Origin of the sequence: Providencia sp. PROV129 (assembly GCF_028482245.1) — a bacterium.
GTDB classification, from domain to species: Bacteria; Pseudomonadota; Gammaproteobacteria; order Enterobacterales; family Enterobacteriaceae; genus Providencia; species Providencia vermicola.
Genome location: NZ_JAMPQD010000025.1, coordinates 38,052 through 62,860 on the forward strand (window position 1 = coordinate 38,052; position 24,809 = coordinate 62,860).

Below are 24,809 nucleotides of genomic sequence, written 5' to 3' on the forward strand. Positions count from 1 at the left end.
AAATGTTGTTTGGCTTGGCGTGTATATTAGATTGTAATAATGATGGGAAAAACAGCATAATTAGGCTTTATTTGTTGCATAAATCGGTCGAATTGGTGGGGTATGGATAGATTAAAAGCGGTAGAAGTGTTTATCACCATTGTGGAGAGTGGCAGCCTAAGCGGTGCGGCAGATAAGCTAGATATGTCTCGTGCGATGGTAACTCGCTATTTATCTGAGATGGAACAATGGGCGGGTGTTCGGTTATTAAACCGTACAACAAGGCGGCTTAGTTTAACCTCTGCAGGGGAAGGGGTTTACCAACAATCGTTACAACTAAATGCGATTTCACAAACGGTTCCTGTGCAGCAAGAGCATGATAATCAAGCATTATCAGGGCTGGTACGTATTAGTTGCTCACAATCTATCGCCCAAAGTGCGCTTTCCATGGCAATGACCGAGTTTATGCAACAGTACCCTAATATGGCTATTGATATGCAGATCTCGAATAAATCAGTGAATCTTATTGAGGAAAGAATTGATTTAGCGATCCGTATTACTAATCAGCTAGAGCCAAGTCTGATTGCGAAGCCTCTTTCGACCTGTTATTCCGTGATCTGTGCATCTCCCCGTTTTTTGGAAGGAAAAAAGCACCCTACAAAACCCGAGGATTTAGCATTACTGGATTGTCTAACTTATAACTTTTTTGGGCGTAGTTTATGGGTGTTTGAAAAAGAAGGCGAACAGCACACAGTGTTAGTGGATGGAAGGTTGAGTGCTAATGAATCTGTTTTTATCGCCGAAGCGACCTTAAATGGCGCAGGGGTTTCTATGCAGCCTTATTATTCAGTTGCAAAGTATTTGGATTCAGGCGAATTAATCCAATTATTACCTGATTACACACCAATGCCATTAGGTATTTACGCTGTGTATGCCAGTCGACAAAAAATGCCAACCTCACTACGTGCGGTGATCGATTATCTTGCTAACTGGTTTACTACCTCACCCCATTGGTTATCACTGATGCAGCAAGGCCAGCGCTAACTGTTGTTCAATCTGGTTAAATTGTTTTTTTAAATGTTTGGTAAATATATCAGTGAGTTGTGATGATGGGCGGTGAATAGGTCTAATTAAGCTCACCGTAAAGGGTATTGAAAAGCTTAAAGGACGCAGCGCTAGTTTACCCGAAGATTGCTGGTGAAAATCCAACGCTGTTAGTGGGTTAACAATGGAAATCCCAATACCTTTTAGAGCCATCGCACAAATAGAAGAAGCCGAATGTGTTTCCATCACCATTTTTCGGTCAATTTGCTGCTCCGCAAAGGTTGAGTCAATTAATTGGCGGTAGCTGTCAGTTAAAGACAAACTAATAAAGCGTTGATGCTGAAAATCACTGGGGGTTAAGACCTTTTTTTGAGTGAGAGGATGCCCTGTAGGTAACACACACACTTCATTTAAACTTCCAAGCGTTTGTTGCTCAGTACCTGGCGGCATTTGCAAATGTTCTGTTAAACCAAAATCATAGCGCTGGGCAGAGAGCCATTCTTCGAGCACAGGAGATTCCTGAGGGATTACGGTGATACTGACATCAGGATAGCTTTCCATGAAAGAGTGGCAGACTGACGGTAAAAGGGATTGGGCAAAAGCGGGTAAGCAGGTGACAGAAATTTGGGCATGTTCAAAACGGCGTATTGTTTCTGCTGAGTTTTTGATGCGCTCTAACCCATAGTAAGAGCGTTCAACTTCTTCTAAAAATCGCAGCCCTTGCGCGGTGGGTTGCAAGCGCCCTTTGACGCGATCAAAAAGCTTAAATTGTAGTAAATGCTCAAGGCGTGCCAGTTCACGGCTGATGGTAGGCTGTGAAGTATTCAACAATGCAGCGGCTTCCGTCAAATTCGGTGCGGTCATCACTGCACGAAATATCTCAATATGTCGCCACGAAATGGCCTGCATTTTTCACCTCAAAACCAAAGCTATATCAAATATGAATAGATTTTAGCAAAATGGATATTTTTTTTCCCATCTTTTCTCTGAATAATAGACTTTAATATAATAAAAACTTGCAAACGAGAAACATAATGACTTCATTCGCAACCACTTCAAGCCAGTATTTAACCCCTGAACATTTACGTGCGCTACTTGCACAATACGGTACCCCTGTTTGGGTATATGACAGTGCAGTCATCATTGAGCGTATTAAGCAATTACAAATCTTTGATACGGTGCGCTTTGCTCAAAAAGCTAGTTCAAATATTCATATTTTGCGCCTTATGAGAGAGCAGGGCGTTAAAGTCGATTCAGTTTCTTTAGGGGAAATCGAACGTGCGCTGGTGGCCGGCTTCAAGCCTGGGCGTGAGAACTCAGAAATCGTATTTACAGCAGATGTGCTCGATAGAGCCACATTGGTAAAAGTCACCGAGCTAGATATCCCTGTGAATGCAGGGTCAATTGATATGCTTGAACAAATTGGCGAACAAAAACAAGGCCACCCTGTGTGGTTGCGTATTAACCCGGGTTTTGGTCATGGTCATAGCCAAAAAACCAATACGGGCGGTGAAAACAGTAAACACGGTATTTGGCATGAAGATTTACCTTTAGCCTTAGAAAAAATTCGTCATTATAATTTGTCGTTAATCGGTATTCATATGCACATTGGCTCAGGCGTTGATTATCAACATCTTGCAGATGTATGTGATTCGATGGTGGCGCTGGTGACAACTGCTGGCGTGGATCTTCATGCTATTTCAGCGGGTGGTGGGTTATCGACACCTTACCGTGAAGGCGATGAATTAATCGATGTGCAGCATTATTATAGTTTATGGGATAACGCGCGCCAGCGCATAGCGCAGCATCTAGGACACGCGATTGAACTTGAAATCGAACCAGGTCGCTATTTAGTGGCTGAATCGGGCGTTTTGCTGGCGGAAGTGCGTGCTGTTAAAGATATGGGAAGCCGTCATTATGTCTTAGTCGACAGTGGTTTTAATGATTTAATGCGCCCAGCGATGTATGGCAGTTATCATCATATTTCTGTTTTACCTGCAGACGGAAGTGCTGCGGATGAGTCACAACTAAAAGACACCATTATTGCCGGCCCTTTATGTGAATCTGGGGATGTGTTTACTCAGCTTGAAGGTGGGCTTGTGGTGACTCGCGCATTACCTGAGGTCAACGTGGGGGATTATTTGGTTTTCCACGACACAGGAGCCTACGGCGCATCTATGTCTTCAAACTATAATAGCCGACCATTATTACCAGAGGTGATGTTTGTTGAGGGGAAACCGCAATTAATTCGCCGTCGTCAGACAATAGAAGAATTATTAGCGTTAGAGCTATCACTTTAAAAATTGCCAATGTGATGAAAAAGCCAGCGATTAAGTCGCTGGCTTTTTTTCTTTTAAAGAAAGTAAAAACTACTCTTTTGGGTGATTTACAATATTTTTTTGCATGTAAAGATAAGGGTTGCCACCACTGATTAATTGATATTTTTGGAAAAATTTAAATATGAGGCTAATACTCTTTTTTCTTTTTTTATATTATTTGGTTGCCATTTAAAATCGCCTAAAGTCGATGTTTTAAAACCTTCGTATAGGATGTTGAACTTTGGCTACGATAGTAAATATTTGTCATATGATTCAGATTATAATGTTCTAATTCCTTCTCCTAAAAATGAAAAAATTTTTATTTATTAAAAGGTAAGGCAAAGTCCAGTGACTCAGATAGTAATTTATTAATGTTTAAATTGTTCTATAAAGATTCAAATTGTAATTACTTTTTTTTGAAACTATAAATCCTAATTTTATTTGTGCAAAGGCTGTTGATTATTTGATTGATTCAGTCAATAGCATATTGGGAAAGGTTGAAGGAAACACAGGGTTATTATCGAGAATTAGCATTAGCGTCAGCAGCTGAAATATATTTTTATGAGTTTAATGAGCTTAATAAAGCAAAAGAGTATCTAACAATTTGTGCAAATGAAGGTGGGGAAATCTGTCAATTTAAACTGAGTGATTGGGATAATAAAATTAAATTACGACCTTATATATTAGAGGCTAAACAACGAGAACCCCCGAGTACGTAGAAAATTGATGTATAATTTGCACTAACAAAAAACTCAAGGAGTAGGATGCTCCTTGAGTTTTATTACTTATCTATAAACTAAGCGGCTTTCTTTTTCTTGCTAGCGTCTTCGTTTGACGGTTCATCAGGAGACTTTTTTGACGGAAGCACTCCTAAGTCATCAAATTCAAACTCATCGACATTAATTGTGCGTAATCGGCTCGCTTCTGCTTTACGTAGGATATCGGCTTCTTCCTGCGTGATGACATTTTCAGGCAGCATTTGATCAGCCAGTTTGTCTAAACGGGTAAAGCTGAGTTTACGCTCTTTCAGGCGGCAGATGCGTTCAAAAATGGGTTCTGCAGCAATAATATCCAGTAATGCTTGGTTAACTAAGCCATGCGGGTTGTTTTCCGTAGGCGTTAAATACTGCCCGCGGCCTAATCTGTCACGAGTTTCTGATGGCTCCATCAACAGCTGTGCCAATTTATGATCAAGTCTGTCTGATGGCATGGACATCGCACGTCCTGTAGGGAACAAAGTTATTCGCATAATCGCTGCCACCATTTTGTTCGGGAAGTTTTTCAGTAGATCATCAATTGCCTTTTCAGACTGATATAAACAATCTTCAACAGCCCATTTTACCAGTGGTAAATCCGCTTTTTGGCGACCTTCATCTTCATAGCGTTTCAAAGTTGCAGATGCAAGATACAGGTTGCTGAGGATATCCCCTAAGCGAGCTGAAATACGTTCGCGACGTTTTAAGCTGCCACCTAACACGCCCATTGCGACATCGGATAATAACGCTAAGTTAGCACTATGACGATTTAACATCTGATAATAGCGGCGTGTTTCATCTTTGGTTGGTGCGTGACTACCTCGACCGTTAGTTAAACCTAACCAGAAGCTGCGGAATTGGTTACTAATGACATGACCAATGTGACCAAATACGGCTTTATCAAATTTGTGCAGATTGTTATCTTGCGCAGCCGCCATTTCGTCTAAGACGAAAGGATGGCAACGAATTGCACCTTGACCGAAGATAATCATACTGCGAGTCAGAATATTAGCACCTTCAACCGTAATTGCGATAGGCGCACCTTGGTAAGCCCGTGCAACAAAGTTGGAGTCCCCTAAGCAGATACCTTTACCGCCTGTGATATCCATCGCATCAATAATGGCGCGCTGACCGCGGTGGGTACAGTGGTACTTAACGATAGCCGAAAGTACTGCGGGTTTTTCGCCTAACATAATACCTGAGGTGATTAATGTGGCTGCTGCATCCATCAAGTAAGTATTACCTGCGATGCGTGCTAAGGGTTCTTCGATACCTTCCATTTTACCAATCGGTAATTTGAATTGGCGGCGAATATAAGAATAGGCACCTGTTGCAATAGCGATACTTTTCAAGCTACCTGTTGAGTTTGATGGTAGTGTAATACCACGCCCTACAGACAGGCATTCCACTAACATTCTCCAGCCTTGACCAGCCATTTTTGGCCCACCGATGATGTAATCGATAGGGACAAAAATATCTTTTCCGCGAGTCGGGCCATTCATAAATGGAATATTGAGTGGGAAGTGACGGTGACCAATTTCAACGCCTGGCGTGTTGGTTGGAATTAACGCACAGGTGATCCCGAGGTTTTTCTCACCGCCCAATAGTTTGTCTGGATCTGACAATTTAAACGCAAGGCCAAGTACAGTAGCGATAGGTGCTAAGGTAATATAGCGTTTATTCCATGATAAACGCATACCTAACACTTGTTCACCCTGCCATTCTCCCATACAGACAACACCAGAATCGGGAATCGCACCTGCATCGGAGCCTGCTTCAGGGCTGGTTAAGGCAAAACACGGAATTTCTTCGCCTGTTGCTAAGCCTGGTAGGTAGCGTTGTTTTTGCTCATCAGTGCCATAATGTTGTAATAATTCACCTGGGCCTAATGAGTTTGGTACACCCACCGTGATGGCTAAAATACCTGATACACCTGCGAGTTTTTGTAATACTTGTGATTGCGCGTAAGCTGAAAACTCAAGACCACCATATTCTTTTTTGATGATCATGGCGAAAAAGCGGTGATCGCGAAGGTATTGCCAAACTTCAGGCGTTAAGTCAGCAAGCTCATGGCTAACTTCAAAATCATTTACCATGCCACACACAGTTTCTACTGGGCCATCAATAAACGCTTGTTCTTCCGCTGTTAACTGTGGTTTTGGATAATTATGCAGTTTGTTCCAATCTGGTGCACCACGGAAAAGGTCGCCTTCCCACCATGTTGTTCCTGCGTCAATAGCCTCTTTTTCAGTTCTCGACATTGGCGGCATGACTTTTTGAAACATTTTCATGGCTCGTGATGAGAAAAGAGACTGGCGTACAGGAGAAAAAACAAATGGGAATAAGACCAGAGCTACTGGCAGCAACATCCAGTAACTCCAAATATTTAACATGCCCATGACGACAGTATAGGCTAATAGCAGTACTGTACTGAGTACAAGGGAGGTTCTGTGATAACTAAGTACGCCAATTAAGGCGAGAAATAACACAATGCTAAGAAGGATCATAGTGGATCTCCTGTCGACTTGTAAGAGGTCTGACCTGTTTGATAACTAAATCTATACCTAGCAATAAAGAATTAGCAATATATTTACATCTTAATTACAACTTAGTTCACAAAAAAATCAAATAATGGAGGGGATAGTTGAAATTAAAATTATTACCATTAAATAAAATAAGGTTATTAAGCATAACAAAACGTTATTTTTGTCGACGAGCTCAAGACAGCACAATCAAAAGTAGAAACAAAAAGCCCCCTGTGCAACAATCTGAGTATTAAAGCTTAATGACTGATATCCATCTGAATTTGTGTCCTAGTGAGATCGATTTACTGTAAATCATTTTGGATGTAAGTTGGCTATATTCTCAATAACGTATTCTTAATTAAGGGGAAACCTCATGTACCAAGATTTGATCCGCAGTGAATTAACTGAAGCGGCCGAGACGTTATCAAATTTCCTAAGTGACGAAGCGAATATCGAAGCCATTCAACAAGCGGCGGTGTTATTAGCGGATTCTTTTAAAGCCGGCGGCAAAGTCTTATCTTGTGGCAATGGTGGATCTCACTGCGATGCGATGCATTTTGCTGAAGAATTGACAGGCCGTTATCGTGAAAACCGTCCAGGTTACCCTGCTATTGCGATCTCAGATGTGAGCCATTTATCCTGTGTGAGTAATGACTTCGGTTATGATTTTGTTTTCTCTCGTTTTATTGAAGCAGTTGGCATGAAAGGTGATGTGTTACTGGGAATTTCAACATCAGGTAACTCAGGAAATATTATCAAAGCGATTGCCGCTGCACGTGAAAAAGGTATGAAAGTCATCACATTAACAGGAAAAGATGGTGGCAAAATGGCAGGCACGGCAGATATTGAAATTCGTGTACCTCATTTTGGTTATGCGGATCGTATTCAAGAAATTCATATCAAAGTTATCCATATCCTTATTCAATTAATTGAAAAAGAGATGGTGAAGTAACGATTTAGCCGTTGTAGGAGCTTTTAAATGTGCGAGTTACTTGGCATGAGTGCCAATGTTCCAACCGATATTACCTTTAGTTTGAGTGGGTTAATTTCTCGTGGTGGTCAAACTGGGCCACACAAAGATGGCTGGGGAATCACGTTTTACGAAGGTCTCGGGTGTCGCACATTTAAAGATCCACAACCGAGTTTTACATCCCCCGTTGCGCGTTTTGTGCAGGAATACCCCATCAAGTCTGAAAGTATTGTGGCGCATATTCGCCAAGCAAACCGAGGTGACGTGTCGTTAGTAAACACTCACCCCTTTACTCGTGAGCTATGGGGACGTAATTGGACTTATGCTCATAATGGACAACTTAAGGGATACCGTTCCCTTAACACAGGGCGTTATTGGCCTATTGGGGAAACAGACAGTGAATGGGCATTTTGTTGGATTTTGCAACAGCTGAGTGAAAAATATCCACGAAAACCGTCAAACTGGAAAAGTGTCTTTCGTTTTATTGCAACTTTAGCTGATCAATTGCGGAGTAAAGGTGTCTTCAATATGTTGTTGTCTGATGGGCAATATTTGATGGCGTTTAGCTCAACGAAATTACATTGGATCACGCGTAAAGCGCCGTTTGGCATGGCTAAGTTGCTCGATCAAGATATTGAAATTGATTTTGCACAGTGCACAACACCAACAGATATCGTCTCTGTGATTGCAACTCAACCTTTGACAGGCAATGAAGACTGGCAAAAGATTGAGCCAGGTAATTTTGTGTTATTCCACCTTGGTCAGCGCATACTGTGATTTCATCCCTAACAATTTTGTTGGGGTATCAGGTAGGCCCATGACTGCATATTTTCCTGAATTTACAGAGACCTGTGCGAGTCTTCCTGTTTGGTTGAAATACTCATAGGCAGGCTGTAGTTGCTGCCAAAACGTGTAATGGCTTGAATTTCGGTAGCGCAGCATATTTTCTTTCGTCATTTTAAACGGATAGATATTTACGCTAATCGTCGATTGGCCATTTAGCAAGGCAGTTTCTACCGTTTGGTAGATTTCGCCCATGTACTTATCGGTCATCGCATAACAACCCACCGACACGCAGCTGCCGTGGATCATCAGGTAACTTCCGCTATACCCTTGGGCTTTATCGAACTCATTAGGGAAACCTATATTGATAGATCGGTAATACCGACTATTAGGGTTGAGTTGCTCTGCTGTAATTTGATAGAAACCTTCGGGGCTTTTAAGATCACCCTCTATTTTCTTTGGCCCTAACCCACCAGAAAACTTACAAATGGGATAGGTTTTCGACAAGGTATATTTGCCTGATGGTGTTTTTTGGTAGAGTTCAAGTACACCTTCTTGCTTAAATATTTGTATAAATATCGATGAATCTGGATTTGCTCGTGATTCATTCTTTAGCAAAAATGAAGCGTTATTTGCCTGAGCAACCAATGTATACATGAGTACAAATGGAGATATGGCACAAAGTAGTTTACTTTTTTTCATGCTTAAGCCAAATATTGAAGGTGGGGTTGATTAAAAATAACACATATTTTACACATTTTAGACGAGCTGTTTAAAAATTAATATAGGTTGTTAATAGTTTTTAAATGAATCTTTATTGGCTAAATAATAAACAGTCATCGATAAACATGAGTTTATTGCTCGGCAATATCGAATTGTTAATGGAAAAAATTAAATAATAATGCAATTTGCTTGAACTATATCACTTCTCTAGACGGACAGCGTGAGCTGAAACTGATAAAATTACGACTGGCAGAAGACAGGAATTTAGTAACAATTTTGTGAGAATACTCGCTCAAGTCACGAAGGTGACTTGAGTAGTTTTTATGACTGAGTCGCTATCATTCATTGCTGAATCGTTAGCTTAGGGTTTAACTGATAAACTTGTGCAGATCTTATGATTAAAATTAAAAAAGGCCTCAACCTTCCCATCGCAGGTGAGCCAGCCCAAGTGATAGAAGACGGCCCGAAAATTCAACACGTAGCATTGCTAGGTGAGGAATATGTCGGAATGCGTCCTTCGATGCTGGTTAAAGAAGGTGAGCGTGTAATAAAAGGGCAGGTTCTCTTTGAAGACAAAAAGAACCCAGGGGTCGTATTTACGAGTCCTGCCTGCGGAAAAATTGTTGCTATTCATCGTGGTGAGCGTCGTGTACTTCAATCTGTAGTCATCGAAATTGAGGGGGATGAGCAAGTCACTTTTGCTGCATATACCCGTGATGAACTACCTGCATTAACTCGTGAGCAAGTCGAAGATAACCTAATTAAATCAGGTATGTGGACCTCTTTAAGAACGCGTCCATTTAGCCGTTCTCCGCAACCAGGCTCTTCACCGATTGCTATTTTTGTGACTGCAATGGATACCAGCCCATTAGCTGCTGACCCTGTTGGTATTATTCGCGAAAATGAGCAAGCATTTAATGATGGCTTATTGGTTCTTAGCCGCTTAACGGAAGGTAAAATCCATGTATGTCATGGAGAGGGAGATTTGCCAAAGGTTAACAGCCAATCACAAATTACTTATACCCAGTTTGGCGGGCCACACCCTGCGGGGTTAGCTGGTACTCACATTCACTTCTTGGAGCCCGTTAGCATCAAGAAAAAAGTGTGGAGCTTGAATTATCAAGATGTTATCGCTATTGGGAAGCTATTTGTTACGGGTCACTTATACACTGACCGTGTGGTTTCCCTTGCAGGGCCTCAAGTTGAAAAACCGCGCTTACTCCGCACCCGCCTTGGGGCTGATTTATATGAATTGACTCAAGGACAACTCAAAGCAGGTGAAAACCGTATTATTTCGGGTTCTGTACTTTGGGGGGTTACCTGTGATGAAGCTCATCACTATCTTGGTCGTTTTCATAACCAAGTTTCTGTTCTCGCAGAAGGTCGTGAAAAAGAATTATTTGGATGGATTATGCCAGGGGTAAATAAATTCACTATTACCCGCACAACGATTGGGCATTTTTTGAAAAATAAACGCTTTAACTTCACGACGACGATGAATGGTGGTGAGCGTTCAATGGTACCAATTGGTAACTACGAACGTGTGATGCCACTGGACATTATGATTACGCACTTGTTGCGCGATCTCCTTGCGGGGGATACCGATACATCACAAGAACTAGGCTGTTTAGAGCTGGATGAAGAAGATTTGGGGTTGTGTACCTACGTCTGCCCAGCGAAGTATGAATACGGTCCGGTGCTACGTGATGTGTTGTCCAAGATAGAGCTAGAAGGGTAATTCCATGGGTCTGAAACATTTATTTGAAAAATATGAGCACCATTTTGAGCCCGGTGGAAAGTTAGCGAAATACTATGCACTGTATGAAGCAGTTTCGACTGTTTTCTACACGCCAGGTACAGTCACTAAAGGTCGTTCTCATGTCCGAGATACAATCGATCTTAAACGTATGATGATCTTGGTGTGGCTCGCCGTTTTTCCAGCGATGTTCTGGGGGATGTATAATGTGGGAAATCAAGCGATCCCTGCATTACATCAACTATATAGTGGTGTTGAATTACAGCAAATTATTGCGAGTGATTGGCATTACAGCTTAGCGCAGTTCTTAGGCGCATCATTGTCGATGGACGCGGGATGGGGAAGTAAAATGCTGCTAGGTGCAGTGTATTTTCTTCCTATTTATGCAGTTGTTTTCTTGGTTGGCGGGTTCTGGGAAGTTTTATTTGCCATGATCCGCGGCCATGAAATCAACGAAGGTTTTTTCATCACATCCATCTTATTTGCATTGATTGTTCCACCTACAATTCCACTATGGCAGGCTGCACTAGGGATTACCTTTGGTGTGGTTGTTGCGAAGGAAATCTTTGGGGGAACAGGGCGTAACTTCTTAAACCCTGCATTAGCGGGTCGTGCATTCTTATTCTTTGCTTACCCTGCACAAATTTCGGGCGATTTAGTTTGGACTGCGGCGGATGGTTTTTCAGGTGCAACGCCATTGTCCCAATGGGCAACGGGCGGTGAGCACGCACTGATGAATACCGTGAGTGGCGAACCTATTACATGGATGCAAGCGTTTTTAGGTAACATGCCTGGGTCTATCGGTGAAGTATCGACACTGATGCTGTTTATCGGTGGCGCGCTGATTATGTTCTTTCGCATCGCATCATGGCGTATTGTGGCTGGCGTGATGCTAGGCATGATCGCGATGTCTTATGTGTTTAATCTTATCGGTTCAGACACCAACCCATTATTTGCGATGCCATGGTGGTGGCATATGGTGTTAGGTGGTTTTGCATTCGGTATGATTTTTATGGCGACAGACCCTGTATCCGCGTCATTTACAGATAAAGGTAAATGGGCTTACGGTATTCTGATCGGCGTAATGTGTGTTCTTATCAGGGTGGTTAACCCAGCTTACCCAGAAGGGATGATGCTGGCTATCCTGTTCGCCAATCTGTTTGCTCCTCTGTTTGACTATCTGGTCGTTCAGGCAAATATTAAGCGGAGAAAAGCTCGTGGCTAATGAAAAAACAATCAATAACGATGGCGTCGGCAGAACATTTCTTGTTGTGTTTATTCTATGCCTCGTGTGTTCAATTATTGTTGCTGGGGCCGCGGTTGGGTTAAAACCACAGCAACAGGAACAAATCCAATTAGATACTCAACGTAATATTTTGAGTGTTGCGGGGCTTTTAACGCCGAAAATGAGCGCAGAAGAAGTACAGAAAGTGTATGGTGAGCGTATCGAACCTAAGCTTTTAAACCTCAAAACAAATGAGTTATCTGATAGCACTGGGCGTTTTGTGTTAAATGATGAACTGCGTAGTGATGAAACGAGTATTGCACTTTCACCGCAGGAAGATATTGCGAAAATTCGTCGTCGTGCGAATAGTGCTGAAATCTACTTGGTAAAAGATGATTCTGGCAAAGTCTCGCAAATCATTTTACCTGTTTACGGTTCAGGCTTATGGTCAGTTATGTACGCTTTTATTGCGGTTGATGTTGATGGTGTGACATCTCGAGGTATCACTTACTACGCACATGGTGAAACACCAGGGTTGGGTGGGGAAGTGGATAACCCGCAGTGGAAAGCGCAATGGCCAGGTAAAAAACTGTTTAATGAACAAGGTATCCCAGCAATTAAAATTGTGCGTAGTGGTGCAACCGATAGCCCTTATGGTATCGATGGACTTTCGGGGGCGACGCTGACATCAAACGGTATTCAGCACATGTTTGATTTCTGGTTAGGTGACAACGGCTTTGGTCCGTTCCTGAAAAAAGTACGTGAAGGAGCGCTGAATAATGGCTGATTCAAAAGAAGTAAAACGCGTCCTACTTGGGCCGCTATTCGATAATAACCCAATCGCCTTACAGGTGTTGGGTGTGTGTTCTGCATTAGCCGTCACGACAAAACTAGAAACAGCGTTGGTGATGACCATTGCGGTGACACTGGTTACTGCATTTTCCAACTTTTTTATCTCATTGATTCGAAACTACATCCCAAGCAGTGTGCGTATTATCGTGCAAATGGCCATCATTGCTTCACTGGTTATTGTGGTGGACCAAATATTGCGTGCTTATGCCTATGAGATATCAAAACAGCTTTCAGTATTTGTTGGCTTAATCATTACTAACTGTATTGTCATGGGGCGTGCAGAGGCTTATGCCATGAAATCACCTCCGATTGAAAGCTTTATGGATGGTATTGGTAATGGCCTTGGCTACGGTGTCATCCTTGTTTTAGTTGGTTTCCTGCGTGAGCTTTTTGGTTCGGGTAAACTGTTTGGTATCACCGTATTTGAATCACTGCAAAACGGTGGTTGGTACATGCCAAATGGCCTGTTCTTACTGGCTCCAAGCGCATTCTTTATTATCGGCATGCTGATTTGGGGGTTACGTACCCTGAAACCCGCTCAAGTAGAGAAGGATTAATCAAATGGAACATTATATAAGCCTATTTGTTAAATCCATTTTTATTGAGAATATGGCGTTAGCCTTCTTCTTGGGGATGTGTACATTCCTTGCGGTATCGAAGAATGTGAAAACCGCGTTTGGTTTAGGGATTGCCGTTACGGTCGTTCTTGGAATTTCTGTTCCTGCCAATAACTTGGTGTACAACCTTGTGCTGCGTGATGGTGCGATAGCCGAAGGAGTGGATTTATCCTTCCTAAATTTTATTACCTTTATTGGGGTGATAGCGGCGCTGGTTCAGATCCTCGAGATGATTTTGGACCGTTATTTTCCATCGCTGTATAACGCATTAGGTATCTTCTTGCCATTGATTACCGTTAACTGTGCAATTTTTGGTGGCGTTTCTTTCATGGCTCAGCGTGATTATAACTTTAGTGAATCCATTGTTTATGGGTTTGGTTCAGGAATCGGCTGGATGCTTGCTATCGTATTGATGGCTGCTATCCGTGAGAAGATGAAATACTCTGATATCCCAGCAGGTCTAAAAGGGTTAGGTATCACCTTTGTGACGACCGGTTTGATGGCATTGGGCTTTATGTCCTTCTCCGGTGTGCAGCTATAAAGGCGAGAAGAATTCATGGAAATTATTATTCTAGGTGTAGTGATGTTTACCCTGATTGTCTTGGTGCTGACAGGTTTAATCTTGTTTGCAAAATCCAAGTTGGTCAATACAGGGAACATCAAAGTTGAAGTTAATGGCGATCCTGATAAAAGCTTTGAAGCCCCTGCGGGTGACAAATTGCTTGGCATGTTATCGAGCCAAGGTATTTTTGTTTCTTCTGCATGTGGTGGTGGTGGTTCATGTGGTCAGTGCCGTGTGAAAATCAAAGAGGGCGGTGGTGATATTTTACCCACTGAACTTTCGCACATAAACAAACGTGAAGCCAAAGATGGCTGTCGTTTAGCCTGCCAAGTTAACGTGAAGCAAGACCTTAAAATTGAGCTTCCAGAAGAAATTTTTGGTGTGAAAAAATGGGAGTGCGAAGTTATCTCTAATGATAATAAAGCGACTTTCATTAAAGAATTAAAACTGAAAATTCCAGAAGGCGAAGTTGTTCCTTTCCGTGCTGGTGGTTATATTCAGATTGAATGCCCAGAACATATTGTAAAATATGAAGATTTTGATGTTCCTGAGGAGTATCGAGAAGATTGGGATAAATTTAATTTGTTCCGTTATGTCTCTGAGGTTAAAGAGCCAACGGTGCGTGCATATTCAATGGCTAACTACCCTGAAGAGCACGGTATTATTATGCTGAACGTACGTATTGCAACACCTCCACCACGTAACCCTGACGTTCCACCTGGGATCATGTCATCTTATATTTGGTCATTAAAAGCCGGTGATAAAGTGACAATTTCAGGTCCATTTGGTGAGTTTTTTGCGAAAGAAACGGACGCTGAAATGGTCTTTATTGGTGGTGGTGCAGGTATGGCACCAATGCGTTCCCATATTTTCGACCAATTACGCCGTTTGGATTCAAAACGTAAAATCAGTTTCTGGTATGGGGCTCGTTCCGTGCGTGAAATGTTCTATACAGAAGACTTCGATCAGCTTGCTGCTGAGCACGAAAATTTCACATGGAATGTTGCACTTTCAGATCCATTACCAGAAGATAACTGGAATGGCTATACAGGCTTTATTCATAATGTTCTGTATGAGAATTATTTGAAAGACCATCCTGCACCTGAAGATTGTGAGTTCTATATGTGTGGACCGCCAATGATGAATGCTGCAGTGATCAAAATGCTGAAAGATTTGGGCGTTGAAGATGAAAATATCTTACTGGATGATTTCGGTGGTTAACTAATTTTATTGGCTTTATTGTACTTACCAAGTAAAGTACGGACAGTAATCAAATAAAGAGGGAAAAATTTTCCCTCTTTATTATTTATATTAATACCGTTAGTTGCTAATTATTTTATTGGTTATTAATAGGTTGAGAGTTATTTTGACTTGAACATTCTCTGCATGGGTGACGATGTAAAGTGTGTTAATAGTCTGAGCGAATCTAACAATACGCGCTCATGATTGACGCGGAGAAAATTATGCTGAACAAAAAAATTTATACCTCAGTCTTGTTGTTTGTTGCTGCGCTGTTCTTGACCGCTTGTGGGGGCCCAGAGCAACAAAATTTGCAGGGGCAAACAATGGGGACTTATTATACTGTAAAATATGTCACTGATTCTTCAGAACAAAAATCTGAAGCGATTCAAGCTGAAGTTGATAAGCGTTTGGAGGAAGTTAACGACCAGATGTCAACCTATCGTCCAGATTCTGAATTAAGTCGCTTTAACCAATTCAAGGAAGTGAATACCCCTTTTCCTGTATCAGCGGCGACAGCAAAAGTGGTAAATAAGGCCATTGAAATTAATAAACTGACGGATGGTTCTTTGGATGTGACTGTTGGGCCATTAGTGAATTTATGGGGCTTTGGGCCAGAAGGTCGTGTGACGAAAACACCTTCAGATGAAGAACTCGCCAAACGCCGTGCATGGGTCGGGATTGAAAAACTTTCAGTACAAGATAACAACTTGATTAAAACCATTCCAGAGCTATATGTTGACTTGTCTTCTATTGCTAAGGGGTATGGTGTTGATGTTGTTGCTGAATATTTAGAGTCACAGGGTATCAATAACTATATGGTCGATATCGGTGGCGAAGTGCGCACGAAAGGTAAAAATGGCAAAGACGCGCCATGGCGTATTGCTATTGAAAAACCATCAACGGATGGTTTGAGCCAAACAGCACAAGAAATTATTGAACCAGGTGACCGTTCTATTGCTACATCAGGTGATTATCGTAATTATTTTGAACAAGATGGCATTCGTTTCTCTCATACCATTGATCCCAAAACAGGGAAGCCAATTACGCATAACCTAGTGTCTATCACTGTGATCGCAGACAATTGTATGAGTGCAGATGGCTTATCAACTGGGCTAAATGTTTTAGGTCCAGAAGCGGGCTTTGCTTTAGCTGAGAAAATGAATATGCCTGTTTTTATGATTGTTAAGACAGATAAAGGTTTCGAAGAGCGTTATACTAAGGCATTCGAACCGTTTTTAACCAAAAAACAGTAGTTGTAGGAGGATAAAGGAATGCTGAATGTTTTTATTGCTGCCTTTGTACTGTTTTTACTGGCCTTTTTAGGCATGTCGCTTGGGTACATTATTAAACGTAAGAGTATTCAAGGTAGCTGTGGCGGGTTAAGCAGTATTGGTGTTGAAAAGGTGTGTGATTGCCCTGAGCCTTGCGATGCACGTAAAAAACGTATGGCTCGTGAAGAAGCCCGCCAAAAAATACTGGATAAAAACCGTATTATTTGAATAGTAATATTTAGTGGTTGTATAACTAGTAATCAGTTGGAGGTGTCTAAACATAATTATTAGACATCTCCACATATTATTTTATCTTGTATGAGTAAGAATATAATCAATATTTACTAAGAATAAGTCATAAACAACTTCATGACATCCGTGTTAAAGCCATTGAGCAAGAACTAGATGAAGGAAAGGCAACATACAAGCGTTTGGAATCACCATTAACACCTATGATTGCTTTCCCATTATCTGAGGTAGCGAAGTTACAAGGAAGAAATGAACCATTACCCCAAGTTTCACCGCTTTCTGTTATAAAAGTGACTCGCCAAGATATTTGTTTTCCATAGGAAAAAACAAAACTATAGGCATCCTTTAAAACTTGTTTATCTTTTATATCATTAAAAACTTTATAGGTTTTCATAAAATCAGATGTATTAATGACTAATTCAAGTTCTTTGATGTTTTCATTCCAATAATTTTCAACAGTGACTAAACCTAATGGAGCTACCATATTAACCTCTTAATATAAATTTACTCTATTTTTAATATAGAGTTTTGAATGTAATTAAATTGACGTATTCTTAGCTAAGAATAAATAATAATAGAAATAAGATGATTTTTATTTTTAAATTAAGATAATTTAAAATGCGCTATTGTTATCTTATTTTTCTATTATATGGTCTAAATTAGCTGCATTTTTTTAGCACATGAAGCAGAGACAGGGTAATTAACATGCATGCTTTTTGTATTACCATCAAATCTAATCGTAACCTTCCCATTATCACTGCTGTTAATTTGGCAAGGTAAAAAGTCACCACTACTCCACAGTTCATTATTTTTCGTTGTAATTTTAGCTTTCCAAGCAATTTTACCTGTTGTTGAGTAAGAGAATGAATTAGAGCTAGATGTGGTGTCTCCTAGATTATAAAATATAAAGACACTATCATAGGGGTTATCACTATTATGATAGTGTATTTCAATTTTTCTTAATGTTTCATTCCAATAATTTTCGACAGTCATTGTTCCAAATTTTGACATATAAAACCTTTTTTTAATTTATTTTAAATGGAATTTTTGGGTGGATTAAATATATCAAGTTTTATATGGAGGTAAATTAAGAACAATTATTATTAATTGATGAAAAGAGATAAATACTTTTAGGATATAATTTAATACCTAAGCTATTAATAAAGTAACAATAGCTTAGGTGATGTTAGTGGATTATTTTTTAAATGCTTTAGGTGAATCAACCATTACAGCATCCACACCAATTTCTTTTGCGAGTTGGTAGTCATTGTCAGTATTAACGCCAAAGACAATGATATAGGCATTGCCATTTTTTCTAAAACAGTTGATGGCTTCTTTATCCCATGAAAGGGTAGCTGGTGAACGTGCTTCACCTAAAGTGTATTTCTCGACGACTTCGACTTTACGATGTAGCTCAAAACCATACCAACGCGTTTTCGTGGTGTCATTTTCCACGGAACATTGATGGTTCATCACAATATTTGCCAACATAGTACGGGTCTCATCGCGGCTTTCAAATAGCGGTATCTTTGCTGAAAGAGATTTAAGTGCTGTTAAAAACTCATCATTGGTGGAATAAAAGCGTACCTGATTGAATGTGTTGGTTTTATTTAAAAGCGCCAGAATTGCTTTTGCTTGAACGTCAGGGTTGGCATCAGGCGATTTTAAATCAATATAAAAAGTGGTATCAGGGTATTTTTGTAGAATAGTTTCTAAGGTATTGATGGTGGTCTTTTGTAATGGAAGCTGTTGATTATGTTTTTTACTGAACTGGTAGCCTGCATTAATTTTACTCAGTTGCTCAGCAGTATAAGCGGACACATTTCCCTTTTTATCTGTTAACGAATCAAGGTCGCTTGGGCGGTATAGAACCAATTGATTATCTTGGCTCAACTGTACGGTAAGCCAAATCGCATCAGCTTTATTTTCTTTTGCTAAATCGATGGCATAAATTGTGTTTTCTGGGGCGTCAGCTGTTCCTGCTCGGTGAGCAACAATTTTAGGTGATAAAGCGAAAGCGGTCTGACTTGCAAGCAAGAGTACGAGTGTTGCCATAAATTGAATATATTTTGATGTTGATATAATTGCCATAGGTGTGATCCATAAATAATTTGTCAAAGTATTGTTGTTGGGGAAATAACCCTTTTTATTACGTTTTTATATAAAAGTAAGTATTTCTACTTGTTTTTAAGACAAACTTTAAATTGAGTCGTCAGTTAATGAGCTTGGCAGATGATTGTTGCAGTAAGATGAATGAGTTAATTATCATTAAGTTAACCCTTTTTTTATTAAACAGCTTTTAGGAAAAGGGACATTAATTGCATGGCTAATAAAAACACTGTATATTTAATCAGGCGTTTGATTTTCAGGGCTAGCTCGTGCGTAAAATTATTCATATTGATATGGACTGCTTTTATGCGGCAATAGAAATGCGTGACGACCCAAGCCTACGCAATGTACCTATTGCGGTGGGAGGAAGTGCTGATCGCCGAGGGGTCATTAGTACCGCAAATTATGAAGCTCGCCGCTACGGTGTTCACAGTGCCATGTCTACAGCCGTCGCACTTAGGTTATGCCCGCACCTTAAAGTCGTCCCAGGGCATATGGCGTTATATAAAGAAACTTCCCTTCATATTCGCCAAATATTTGCACGTTATACCGACCTTATCGAGCCACTTTCTCTTGATGAAGCTTATTTGGATGTGACTGATTGTACGCAGTTACATGGTTCTGCAACGCTTATTGCAGAGGCTATTCGCCAACAAATTTTTGATGAGCTCCAACTGACAGCTTCTGCGGGGATCGCACCCGTTAAATTCTTGGCCAAAATTGCTTCAGATATGAACAAACCAAATGGGCAATTCGTGATCACACCACAAAATATGGATCAATTCATTCTTAATTTGCCCCTTAGAAAGATCCCCGGGGTGGGTAAGGTAACGTCACAAAAATTGGCTGATATGGGGCTGATAACTTGTGGTGATGTGCAAAAATATGATGTGGTCACCCTGATCAAAAGTATGGGTAAATTTGGGCAGGTACTTTGGGAACGTTGCCATGGTATTGATGAACGTTCCATCAACCCAGATAGACTTAGAAAATCGGTGGGAGTTGAACGTACGCTCGCTAAAGATATCCATGAATGGCATGATTGTCTGCTACTGTTAGATAAACTGTATGATGAGCTACAGCTCCGTTTAGCCAAGGTAAAACCCGATCTGCGTATTGCACGCCAAGGTGTTAAATTTAAGTTTGCGGATTTCCAACAAACAACACAAGAACATGTGTATCCCATTCTAAATAAGCAAGACTTAGTGCAACTCGCACAGCAAGTTTGGGATAATCGTCGGTTAAAGCGAGGCGTTAGGTTAGTGGGACTACATGTGATGCTACAAAGCCCACAATTAGAGCGGCAGTTATTACTTGAACTTTAAAAAAATGCTCACCACAAAGATGAGCATTTTATTCAGTATTAGTAGATTAACCTTTCACTGGAATCGCTTTTAACACCGCAGTTAACAGTTTCCAATACTCGCCAACACTGGCGATATGAACGCGTTCGTCTGGCGAGTGAGCACCACGAATGGTAGGCCCAATGGATACCATGTCCATGTCTGGGTAAGGTTTTTTGAATAAACCGCACTCAAGGCCAGCATGGATCACCATCACATTCGGGATCTTACCAAATAGCTTATTATATGTATCACTGACTAAATGCATCACTGCAGAGTCAGCATCTGGCTGCCAACCTGGGTAACTACCTTCTGCGCGGTATTGTGCTTTCGCTAATTTACTGATAGAAGTTAGCATGTTAACGACGTAGTTTTTGCCGCTATCAATCAGTGAACGGACGAGGAAGATAATCTCTGCTTTGTCTTCCGTCATGCGTACCACGCCTTCATTCAGTGAGGTTTCAACAACACCTTTTGCGACATCACTCATACGGATAACGCCATTTGGCGCAGCGTTTAAGAAGAAAACAAAGCGTTGTTGGCAGTCATCAGACAGTGCTTTTAAGTCGCTTTGTGTTTCATCTAACAACAGCACTAAGTTAGGTTCAACAACCGCTAACTCATTTTTCAGGATGCTTTCGTAACGAGCTCTTAATGCAGTCAGTTCAGTAACTTTATCTGCTGGAACAGAAATAATGGCGTGTGCTTCACGTGGGATGGCATTACGTACTGTACCACCTTTAAACTCTAATAGTTTTAGGCTGAGATCTTCTGCGTGGCCAGCAAGGAAACGTGCTAATAGTTTGTTTGCATTGCCTAAACCTAAATGAACGTCACCACCCGAGTGACCACCTTTTAATCCTTTTAAGGTCAAGGTAAAGGTTTGGTAACCCTGTGGTAATGCTTCACGAGTTAGGTCAAAAGTGGTTGTGAAGTCAACACCACCAGCGCACCCCATGTAGATTTCGCCTTCTTCTTCGGAATCTGTATTGATTAAGATATCTGCTTGTAACCAGCCTGCTTTCAGACCAAATGCGCCTTCCATCCCAGCTTCTTCGGTCATGGTCAGCAACACTTCCATTGGGCCGTGTTCAACGCTATCATCAGCTAAAACAGCCAGTGCAGAAGCCAAACCAATGCCGTTATCGGCACCTAATGTCGTCCCTTCAGCAGTTACCCATTCACCGTTCACATACGGGCGGATTGGGTCAACTTTAAAGTCATGCACAGTATCGTTATTTTTTTGTGGCACCATGTCTAAGTGGGCTTGCAGCACAACAGCTTTGCGGTTTTCGTAGCCAGCAGTCGCTGGTTTACGGATCAAAATATTGCCGACTTCATCACGTTCAACGTGGAAGCCTTTTTGTTTTGACCAATCAACGATATGTGCTGCTAAGGCTTCTTCGTGGTACGAAGGATGTGGAATAGAGCAGATGGTAGCGAAGATGTCCCACAGTGGTTGGGGGGATAGTTTGGATAATTCAGACACGTTTATCTCCTATGATTTTCCCGTTATATTTCAAGCTATAGCGTTGTTGGCTACACTCACAAACCTGCGTCACATACTAATGTATGCTCCTCGGATTTGTTCATTTGCCGCCTAGCTATAACTTGAACTATTTAGGGAAAATATCCGTTATATTTCAAGCTATAGCGTTGTTGGCTACACTCGCAAACCTGCGTCACATACTAATGTATGCTCCTCGGATTTGTTCATTTGCCGCCTAGCTATAACTTGAACTATTTAGGGAAAATTCCCTGAATCATCTAGACAGCAGCCGATTGACAGTCAACGCGAGTTTCAGCTTCAATTTTTAAAAGGGACATTGCTGTAATTATGACCTAACAGCCTGAAGTTTCGAATTAAAGGCCGCCTCTTTTATAAAATCAGGATAACACTTTCTTTTGAATAATGGACAGTGTAAATGATAATAATTAATGGCGAATGATGCTTTTTACTGGTTTTTAGCGCGCCGAATCACTATAATCTCGCGCAACCTTTTTTCCGCAAGACACATTTCAGATTTACTCAGCAGTCGGGACCCGAATTTTATGAGCGAAAAATATGTCGTAACGTGGGATATGTTGCAAATACATGCCCGTAAACTCGCACAACGTTTATTACCAGTAGAACAATGGACCGGTATTATCGCGGTTAGCCGTGGTGGACTTGTTCCAGGTGCACTTCTTGCACGTGAACTGGGTATTCGTCACGTTGATACCGTTTGTATCTCTAGCTATGATCATGATAACCAACGTGAATTAACGGTTATCAAGCGCGCAGAAGGCGATGGTGAAGGCTTTATCGTTATTGATGATTTAGTCGATACAGGCGGCACTGCCCAAGCGATCCGTGATATGTATCCAAAAGCTCACTTCGTGACCATTTTTGCAAAACCTGCAGGGCGTCCATTAGTTGATGACTATGTGGTTGATATTCCACAAGATACATGGATTGAACAGCCTTGGGATATGGGCGTTGTCTTTGTTAAACCTTTGTGTGAACAAGATAAATAAATCTGTTTGTCACTTAGCGTTAGGTAAAAATATTGTAATAATAAAGTCTTATGGATTTTATTGATGACGAGAACACATTAATACCTAAAGTTTTTGAGATAAACACGATATAATTTGGGGAGTGCATTATGTGCATTCCCCTTATTTTTGGGTTCCATTCAGCGACGGTATACAGGTAATTGGGATGACTCAACAAAATTTATCCGAAAAACTCTTTAAGCCTAAAGTCAGACAGATTGAAACATCGACACTGGTTTCTTATTCCGCCCAAACGCTGCCTCAAATCAAAGAGCACAGTGTGCTGAGTGGTTCACATCATACGGGATGGTATCGCATGATTAACCGCTTGATGTGGATTTGGCGCGGAATAGATGCATTAGAAATTGAAGACGTGCTTAGTCGTATTGCGATTTCTAATGCGCAACGTAGTAATGAGCGTCAACTAGATACCGTCATCGGTAATCGTTCAGGTAATTGGTGTTTTGAATGGTCTCAACAAGCGATGCATTGGCAACAAAAAGCCTTAGAGTTCGAACAAGGTATTGATGCAGGTAATGCATGGCTGCGTTCAGCAAATTTATACAGTATTGCAGCCTATCCGTTTATCAAAGGTGATGAGCTGGCGGATCAAGCGATTCTACTGGCTAACAAAGCCTATGATAGCGCCGCAAAGTTCTCCGAATATCGTTTAAAGAAAATTCCTTTTAAAGTGGATGGCGGTAAAGAAGTTTACGGTTTTTTGCATATCCCATCTCATGGGCAAGGCCCTTATCCAACGGTGATGATTTGCGGTATGCTAGATAGCTTACAGATTGATTTCTGTCGCTATTTTCGTGATTATCTTGAACCATTAGGGATAGCGATGTTAACACTGGATATGCCATCCATTGGTTATTCGGTCAAATACAAGTTAACCCAAGAAACCAGCACATTACATGAGCAAATTGTTCGCCAAATCGATGATATAGCATGGATTGACCATACGCGCTTTGGCATCGTAGGAATGCGCTTTGGTGCAAACATAGCATTAAGGTTAGCTTATATGTGTCCCGAGAAAATTAAAGCGGTCGCTGTGATAGGTCCAATTGTGCACAGTTTATTGCACGAAGAGAAATATCAACGAGATATTCCTCGGATGGTTTTGGATGTGTTCGCCAGTCGTCTGGGAATTTACCAAGTTGATGGCTCCGCGTTGCGTCATGAACTTAGTTGTTATTCTCTTAAAAATCAGGGGCTTTTGGGTAGGAGAAGCAAAGTTCCTATGTTGGCGGTCAGTTTAAAAGATGATATTTATAGCCCGAAGGCGGAAGCGGAGCTAATTAAACGCTCTTCTATCGATGCGGACGCTATTATGTTACCAAGTCATCCCGTATTCGCCAACTTTGAGAAAGCACTAAGTGAAACAACGTCTTGGTTGAAAACAAAAATACTTTAAAATAATTTAATAACTTGCTTATTTTTTCCCATTTGTTAAAAAGGGATCTTCCCAAGAAGGAGATCCTTAACATGGCTTTACCGACTGATTACACAAATGGAAAATATTTAAAGAAATTTGCAGCGATAGGTCCGTATTTAAGAGAAAAACAATGCTTAAATGGTTGTTACATATTTGATAGCTTGGTTGTGTGTGTGAATGCCAACATAGCACCTGAAAAACGTGAATTTTGGGGATGGTGGTTAAAGTTAATTGCAACTGATGCAGGTTTTGAATTTACTTACCATTTAGGGCTGTACAATGGGCATGGCAGTTGGCAGGTTAAAGCATTAAAAGACAATGCAACCACGGAAGCTGTCGAAAAGAATTTGGTCTCTTTTCACCAAAACCTCACTAAGCAATTATCTGACCTTGAATTAAGCCTCTTTCCTTCACCGCTAATGTTAGAATTAAAATTGGAATTAAGCGCATAAATTTGTTTTAAACCAACTTTTGTTGAATTTTGCGTTATGCCTGTTGGCATAACGCGCTTCT

Annotated in this window: 23 protein-coding genes; 16 read left to right on the forward strand and 7 right to left on the reverse strand. The window is 41.0% G+C overall.

Annotated elements, in window-relative coordinates; translation table 11 throughout:
* Positions 1-102 precede the first annotated feature (102 nt).
* Entirely contained in the window at positions 103-1,023 is a 921-nt protein-coding gene (locus PSF27_RS17760) for a LysR family transcriptional regulator (protein WP_206084739.1), read from the forward strand.
* On the opposite strand, the gene PSF27_RS17765 is transcribed toward PSF27_RS17760, so the two are convergent.
* Positions 997-1,932: a LysR family transcriptional regulator gene (locus PSF27_RS17765; RefSeq protein WP_272681953.1), complete on the reverse strand. Its 936-nt coding sequence runs from the start codon at positions 1,930-1,932 to the stop codon at positions 997-999. The genes PSF27_RS17760 and PSF27_RS17765 overlap by 27 nt on opposite strands.
* Positions 1,933-2,057: 125 nt before the next feature.
* Between PSF27_RS17765 and lysA the strand changes: the two genes are divergently transcribed.
* Entirely contained in the window at positions 2,058-3,323 is a 1,266-nt protein-coding gene (lysA, locus tag PSF27_RS17770) for a diaminopimelate decarboxylase (protein ID WP_272681954.1), read from the forward strand.
* 814 nt (positions 3,324-4,137) lie between these two features.
* Here lysA and fadE read toward each other — a convergent pair.
* The gene (gene fadE, locus PSF27_RS17775; protein WP_206084746.1) at positions 4,138-6,603 is read right to left on the reverse strand and encodes an acyl-CoA dehydrogenase FadE; all 2,466 of its coding nucleotides are present in this window, start codon (positions 6,601-6,603) and stop codon (positions 4,138-4,140) included.
* A 391-nt stretch (positions 6,604-6,994) separates the two neighbouring features.
* Here fadE and lpcA point away from each other — a divergent pair, with 391 nt between their 5' ends.
* The gene (lpcA, locus tag PSF27_RS17780; protein WP_272681955.1) at positions 6,995-7,573 is read left to right on the forward strand and encodes a D-sedoheptulose 7-phosphate isomerase; all 579 of its coding nucleotides are present in this window, start codon (positions 6,995-6,997) and stop codon (positions 7,571-7,573) included.
* A 27-nt stretch (positions 7,574-7,600) separates the two neighbouring features.
* Positions 7,601-8,368, forward strand: a complete 768-nt coding sequence (locus tag PSF27_RS17785) for a class II glutamine amidotransferase (protein ID WP_206084748.1) — start codon at positions 7,601-7,603, stop codon at positions 8,366-8,368.
* Here PSF27_RS17785 and PSF27_RS17790 read toward each other — a convergent pair.
* Positions 8,339-9,076, reverse strand: coding sequence for a L,D-transpeptidase family protein (locus PSF27_RS17790; RefSeq protein WP_206084749.1), 738 nt, complete (start codon positions 9,074-9,076; stop codon positions 8,339-8,341). The genes PSF27_RS17785 and PSF27_RS17790 overlap by 30 nt on opposite strands.
* Before the next feature lie 415 nt (positions 9,077-9,491).
* Here PSF27_RS17790 and PSF27_RS17795 point away from each other — a divergent pair, with 415 nt between their 5' ends.
* From PSF27_RS17795 to nqrM, 8 genes are all read left to right on the forward strand, one after another.
* Entirely contained in the window at positions 9,492-10,835 is a 1,344-nt protein-coding gene (locus PSF27_RS17795) for a Na(+)-translocating NADH-quinone reductase subunit A (RefSeq protein WP_206084750.1), read from the forward strand.
* A gap of 4 nt (positions 10,836-10,839) precedes the next feature.
* Positions 10,840-12,078: an NADH:ubiquinone reductase (Na(+)-transporting) subunit B gene (locus tag PSF27_RS17800; protein WP_206084751.1), complete on the forward strand. Its 1,239-nt coding sequence runs from the start codon at positions 10,840-10,842 to the stop codon at positions 12,076-12,078.
* Positions 12,071-12,865 (forward strand): Na(+)-translocating NADH-quinone reductase subunit C, encoded by a 795-nt coding sequence (locus PSF27_RS17805; RefSeq protein ID WP_272681956.1) that lies wholly within the window; start codon positions 12,071-12,073, stop codon positions 12,863-12,865. The genes PSF27_RS17800 and PSF27_RS17805 overlap by 8 nt, the downstream gene beginning before the upstream one ends.
* Positions 12,858-13,487 carry an NADH:ubiquinone reductase (Na(+)-transporting) subunit D gene (locus PSF27_RS17810; protein ID WP_047756757.1) on the forward strand — a complete coding sequence of 210 codons (630 nt, stop codon included), beginning with the start codon at positions 12,858-12,860 and terminating at the stop codon, positions 13,485-13,487. Before PSF27_RS17805 ends, PSF27_RS17810 begins: the two co-directional genes overlap by 8 nt.
* Before the next feature lie 4 nt (positions 13,488-13,491).
* Entirely contained in the window at positions 13,492-14,088 is a 597-nt protein-coding gene (gene nqrE / locus PSF27_RS17815) for an NADH:ubiquinone reductase (Na(+)-transporting) subunit E (protein WP_206084753.1), read from the forward strand.
* 15 nt (positions 14,089-14,103) lie between these two features.
* Positions 14,104-15,330, forward strand: a complete 1,227-nt coding sequence (gene nqrF, locus PSF27_RS17820) for an NADH:ubiquinone reductase (Na(+)-transporting) subunit F (RefSeq protein ID WP_272681957.1) — start codon at positions 14,104-14,106, stop codon at positions 15,328-15,330.
* Positions 15,331-15,572: 242 nt separating this feature from the next.
* Positions 15,573-16,604 carry an FAD:protein FMN transferase gene (locus tag PSF27_RS17825; protein WP_272681958.1) on the forward strand — a complete coding sequence of 344 codons (1,032 nt, stop codon included), beginning with the start codon at positions 15,573-15,575 and terminating at the stop codon, positions 16,602-16,604.
* 18 nt (positions 16,605-16,622) lie between these two features.
* Entirely contained in the window at positions 16,623-16,850 is a 228-nt protein-coding gene (gene nqrM, locus PSF27_RS17830; protein WP_206084756.1) for a (Na+)-NQR maturation NqrM, read from the forward strand.
* Positions 16,851-16,989: 139 nt separating this feature from the next.
* Here nqrM and PSF27_RS17835 read toward each other — a convergent pair whose 3' ends face one another.
* The 3 genes from PSF27_RS17835 to PSF27_RS17845 form a co-directional block, all read right to left on the reverse strand.
* Positions 16,990-17,355 carry a hypothetical protein gene (locus PSF27_RS17835; RefSeq protein WP_272539828.1) on the reverse strand — a complete coding sequence of 122 codons (366 nt, stop codon included), beginning with the start codon at positions 17,353-17,355 and terminating at the stop codon, positions 16,990-16,992.
* Between the two features lie 170 nt (positions 17,356-17,525).
* A complete protein-coding gene (locus PSF27_RS17840; RefSeq protein ID WP_272681959.1) occupies positions 17,526-17,882 on the reverse strand; it encodes a hypothetical protein in 357 nt (118 codons plus the stop codon).
* 183 nt (positions 17,883-18,065) lie between these two features.
* Positions 18,066-18,962: a glycerophosphodiester phosphodiesterase family protein gene (locus PSF27_RS17845; RefSeq protein WP_206084759.1), complete on the reverse strand. Its 897-nt coding sequence runs from the start codon at positions 18,960-18,962 to the stop codon at positions 18,066-18,068.
* Between the two features lie 287 nt (positions 18,963-19,249).
* Here PSF27_RS17845 and dinB point away from each other — a divergent pair, with 287 nt between their 5' ends.
* The gene (gene dinB / locus PSF27_RS17850; protein WP_206084760.1) at positions 19,250-20,305 is read left to right on the forward strand and encodes a DNA polymerase IV; all 1,056 of its coding nucleotides are present in this window, start codon (positions 19,250-19,252) and stop codon (positions 20,303-20,305) included.
* A 46-nt stretch (positions 20,306-20,351) separates the two neighbouring features.
* Here the strand turns inward: dinB and pepD are convergent, their stop codons facing one another.
* Entirely contained in the window at positions 20,352-21,812 is a 1,461-nt protein-coding gene (gene pepD / locus PSF27_RS17855; RefSeq protein ID WP_272681960.1) for a beta-Ala-His dipeptidase, read from the reverse strand.
* A gap of 563 nt (positions 21,813-22,375) precedes the next feature.
* On the opposite strand from pepD, the gene gpt reads away from it, so the two are divergent.
* The 3 genes from gpt (at position 22,376) to crl (ending at position 24,748) form a co-directional block, all read left to right on the forward strand.
* Positions 22,376-22,840 carry a xanthine phosphoribosyltransferase gene (gene gpt, locus PSF27_RS17860; protein ID WP_206084762.1) on the forward strand — a complete coding sequence of 155 codons (465 nt, stop codon included), beginning with the start codon at positions 22,376-22,378 and terminating at the stop codon, positions 22,838-22,840.
* Between the two features lie 184 nt (positions 22,841-23,024).
* Positions 23,025-24,275, forward strand: a complete 1,251-nt coding sequence (frsA, locus tag PSF27_RS17865; RefSeq protein WP_206084763.1) for an esterase FrsA — start codon at positions 23,025-23,027, stop codon at positions 24,273-24,275.
* A gap of 71 nt (positions 24,276-24,346) precedes the next feature.
* Positions 24,347-24,748, forward strand: a complete 402-nt coding sequence (gene crl / locus PSF27_RS17870) for a sigma factor-binding protein Crl (RefSeq protein ID WP_206084764.1) — start codon at positions 24,347-24,349, stop codon at positions 24,746-24,748.
* Positions 24,749-24,809: the final 61 nt, after the last annotated feature.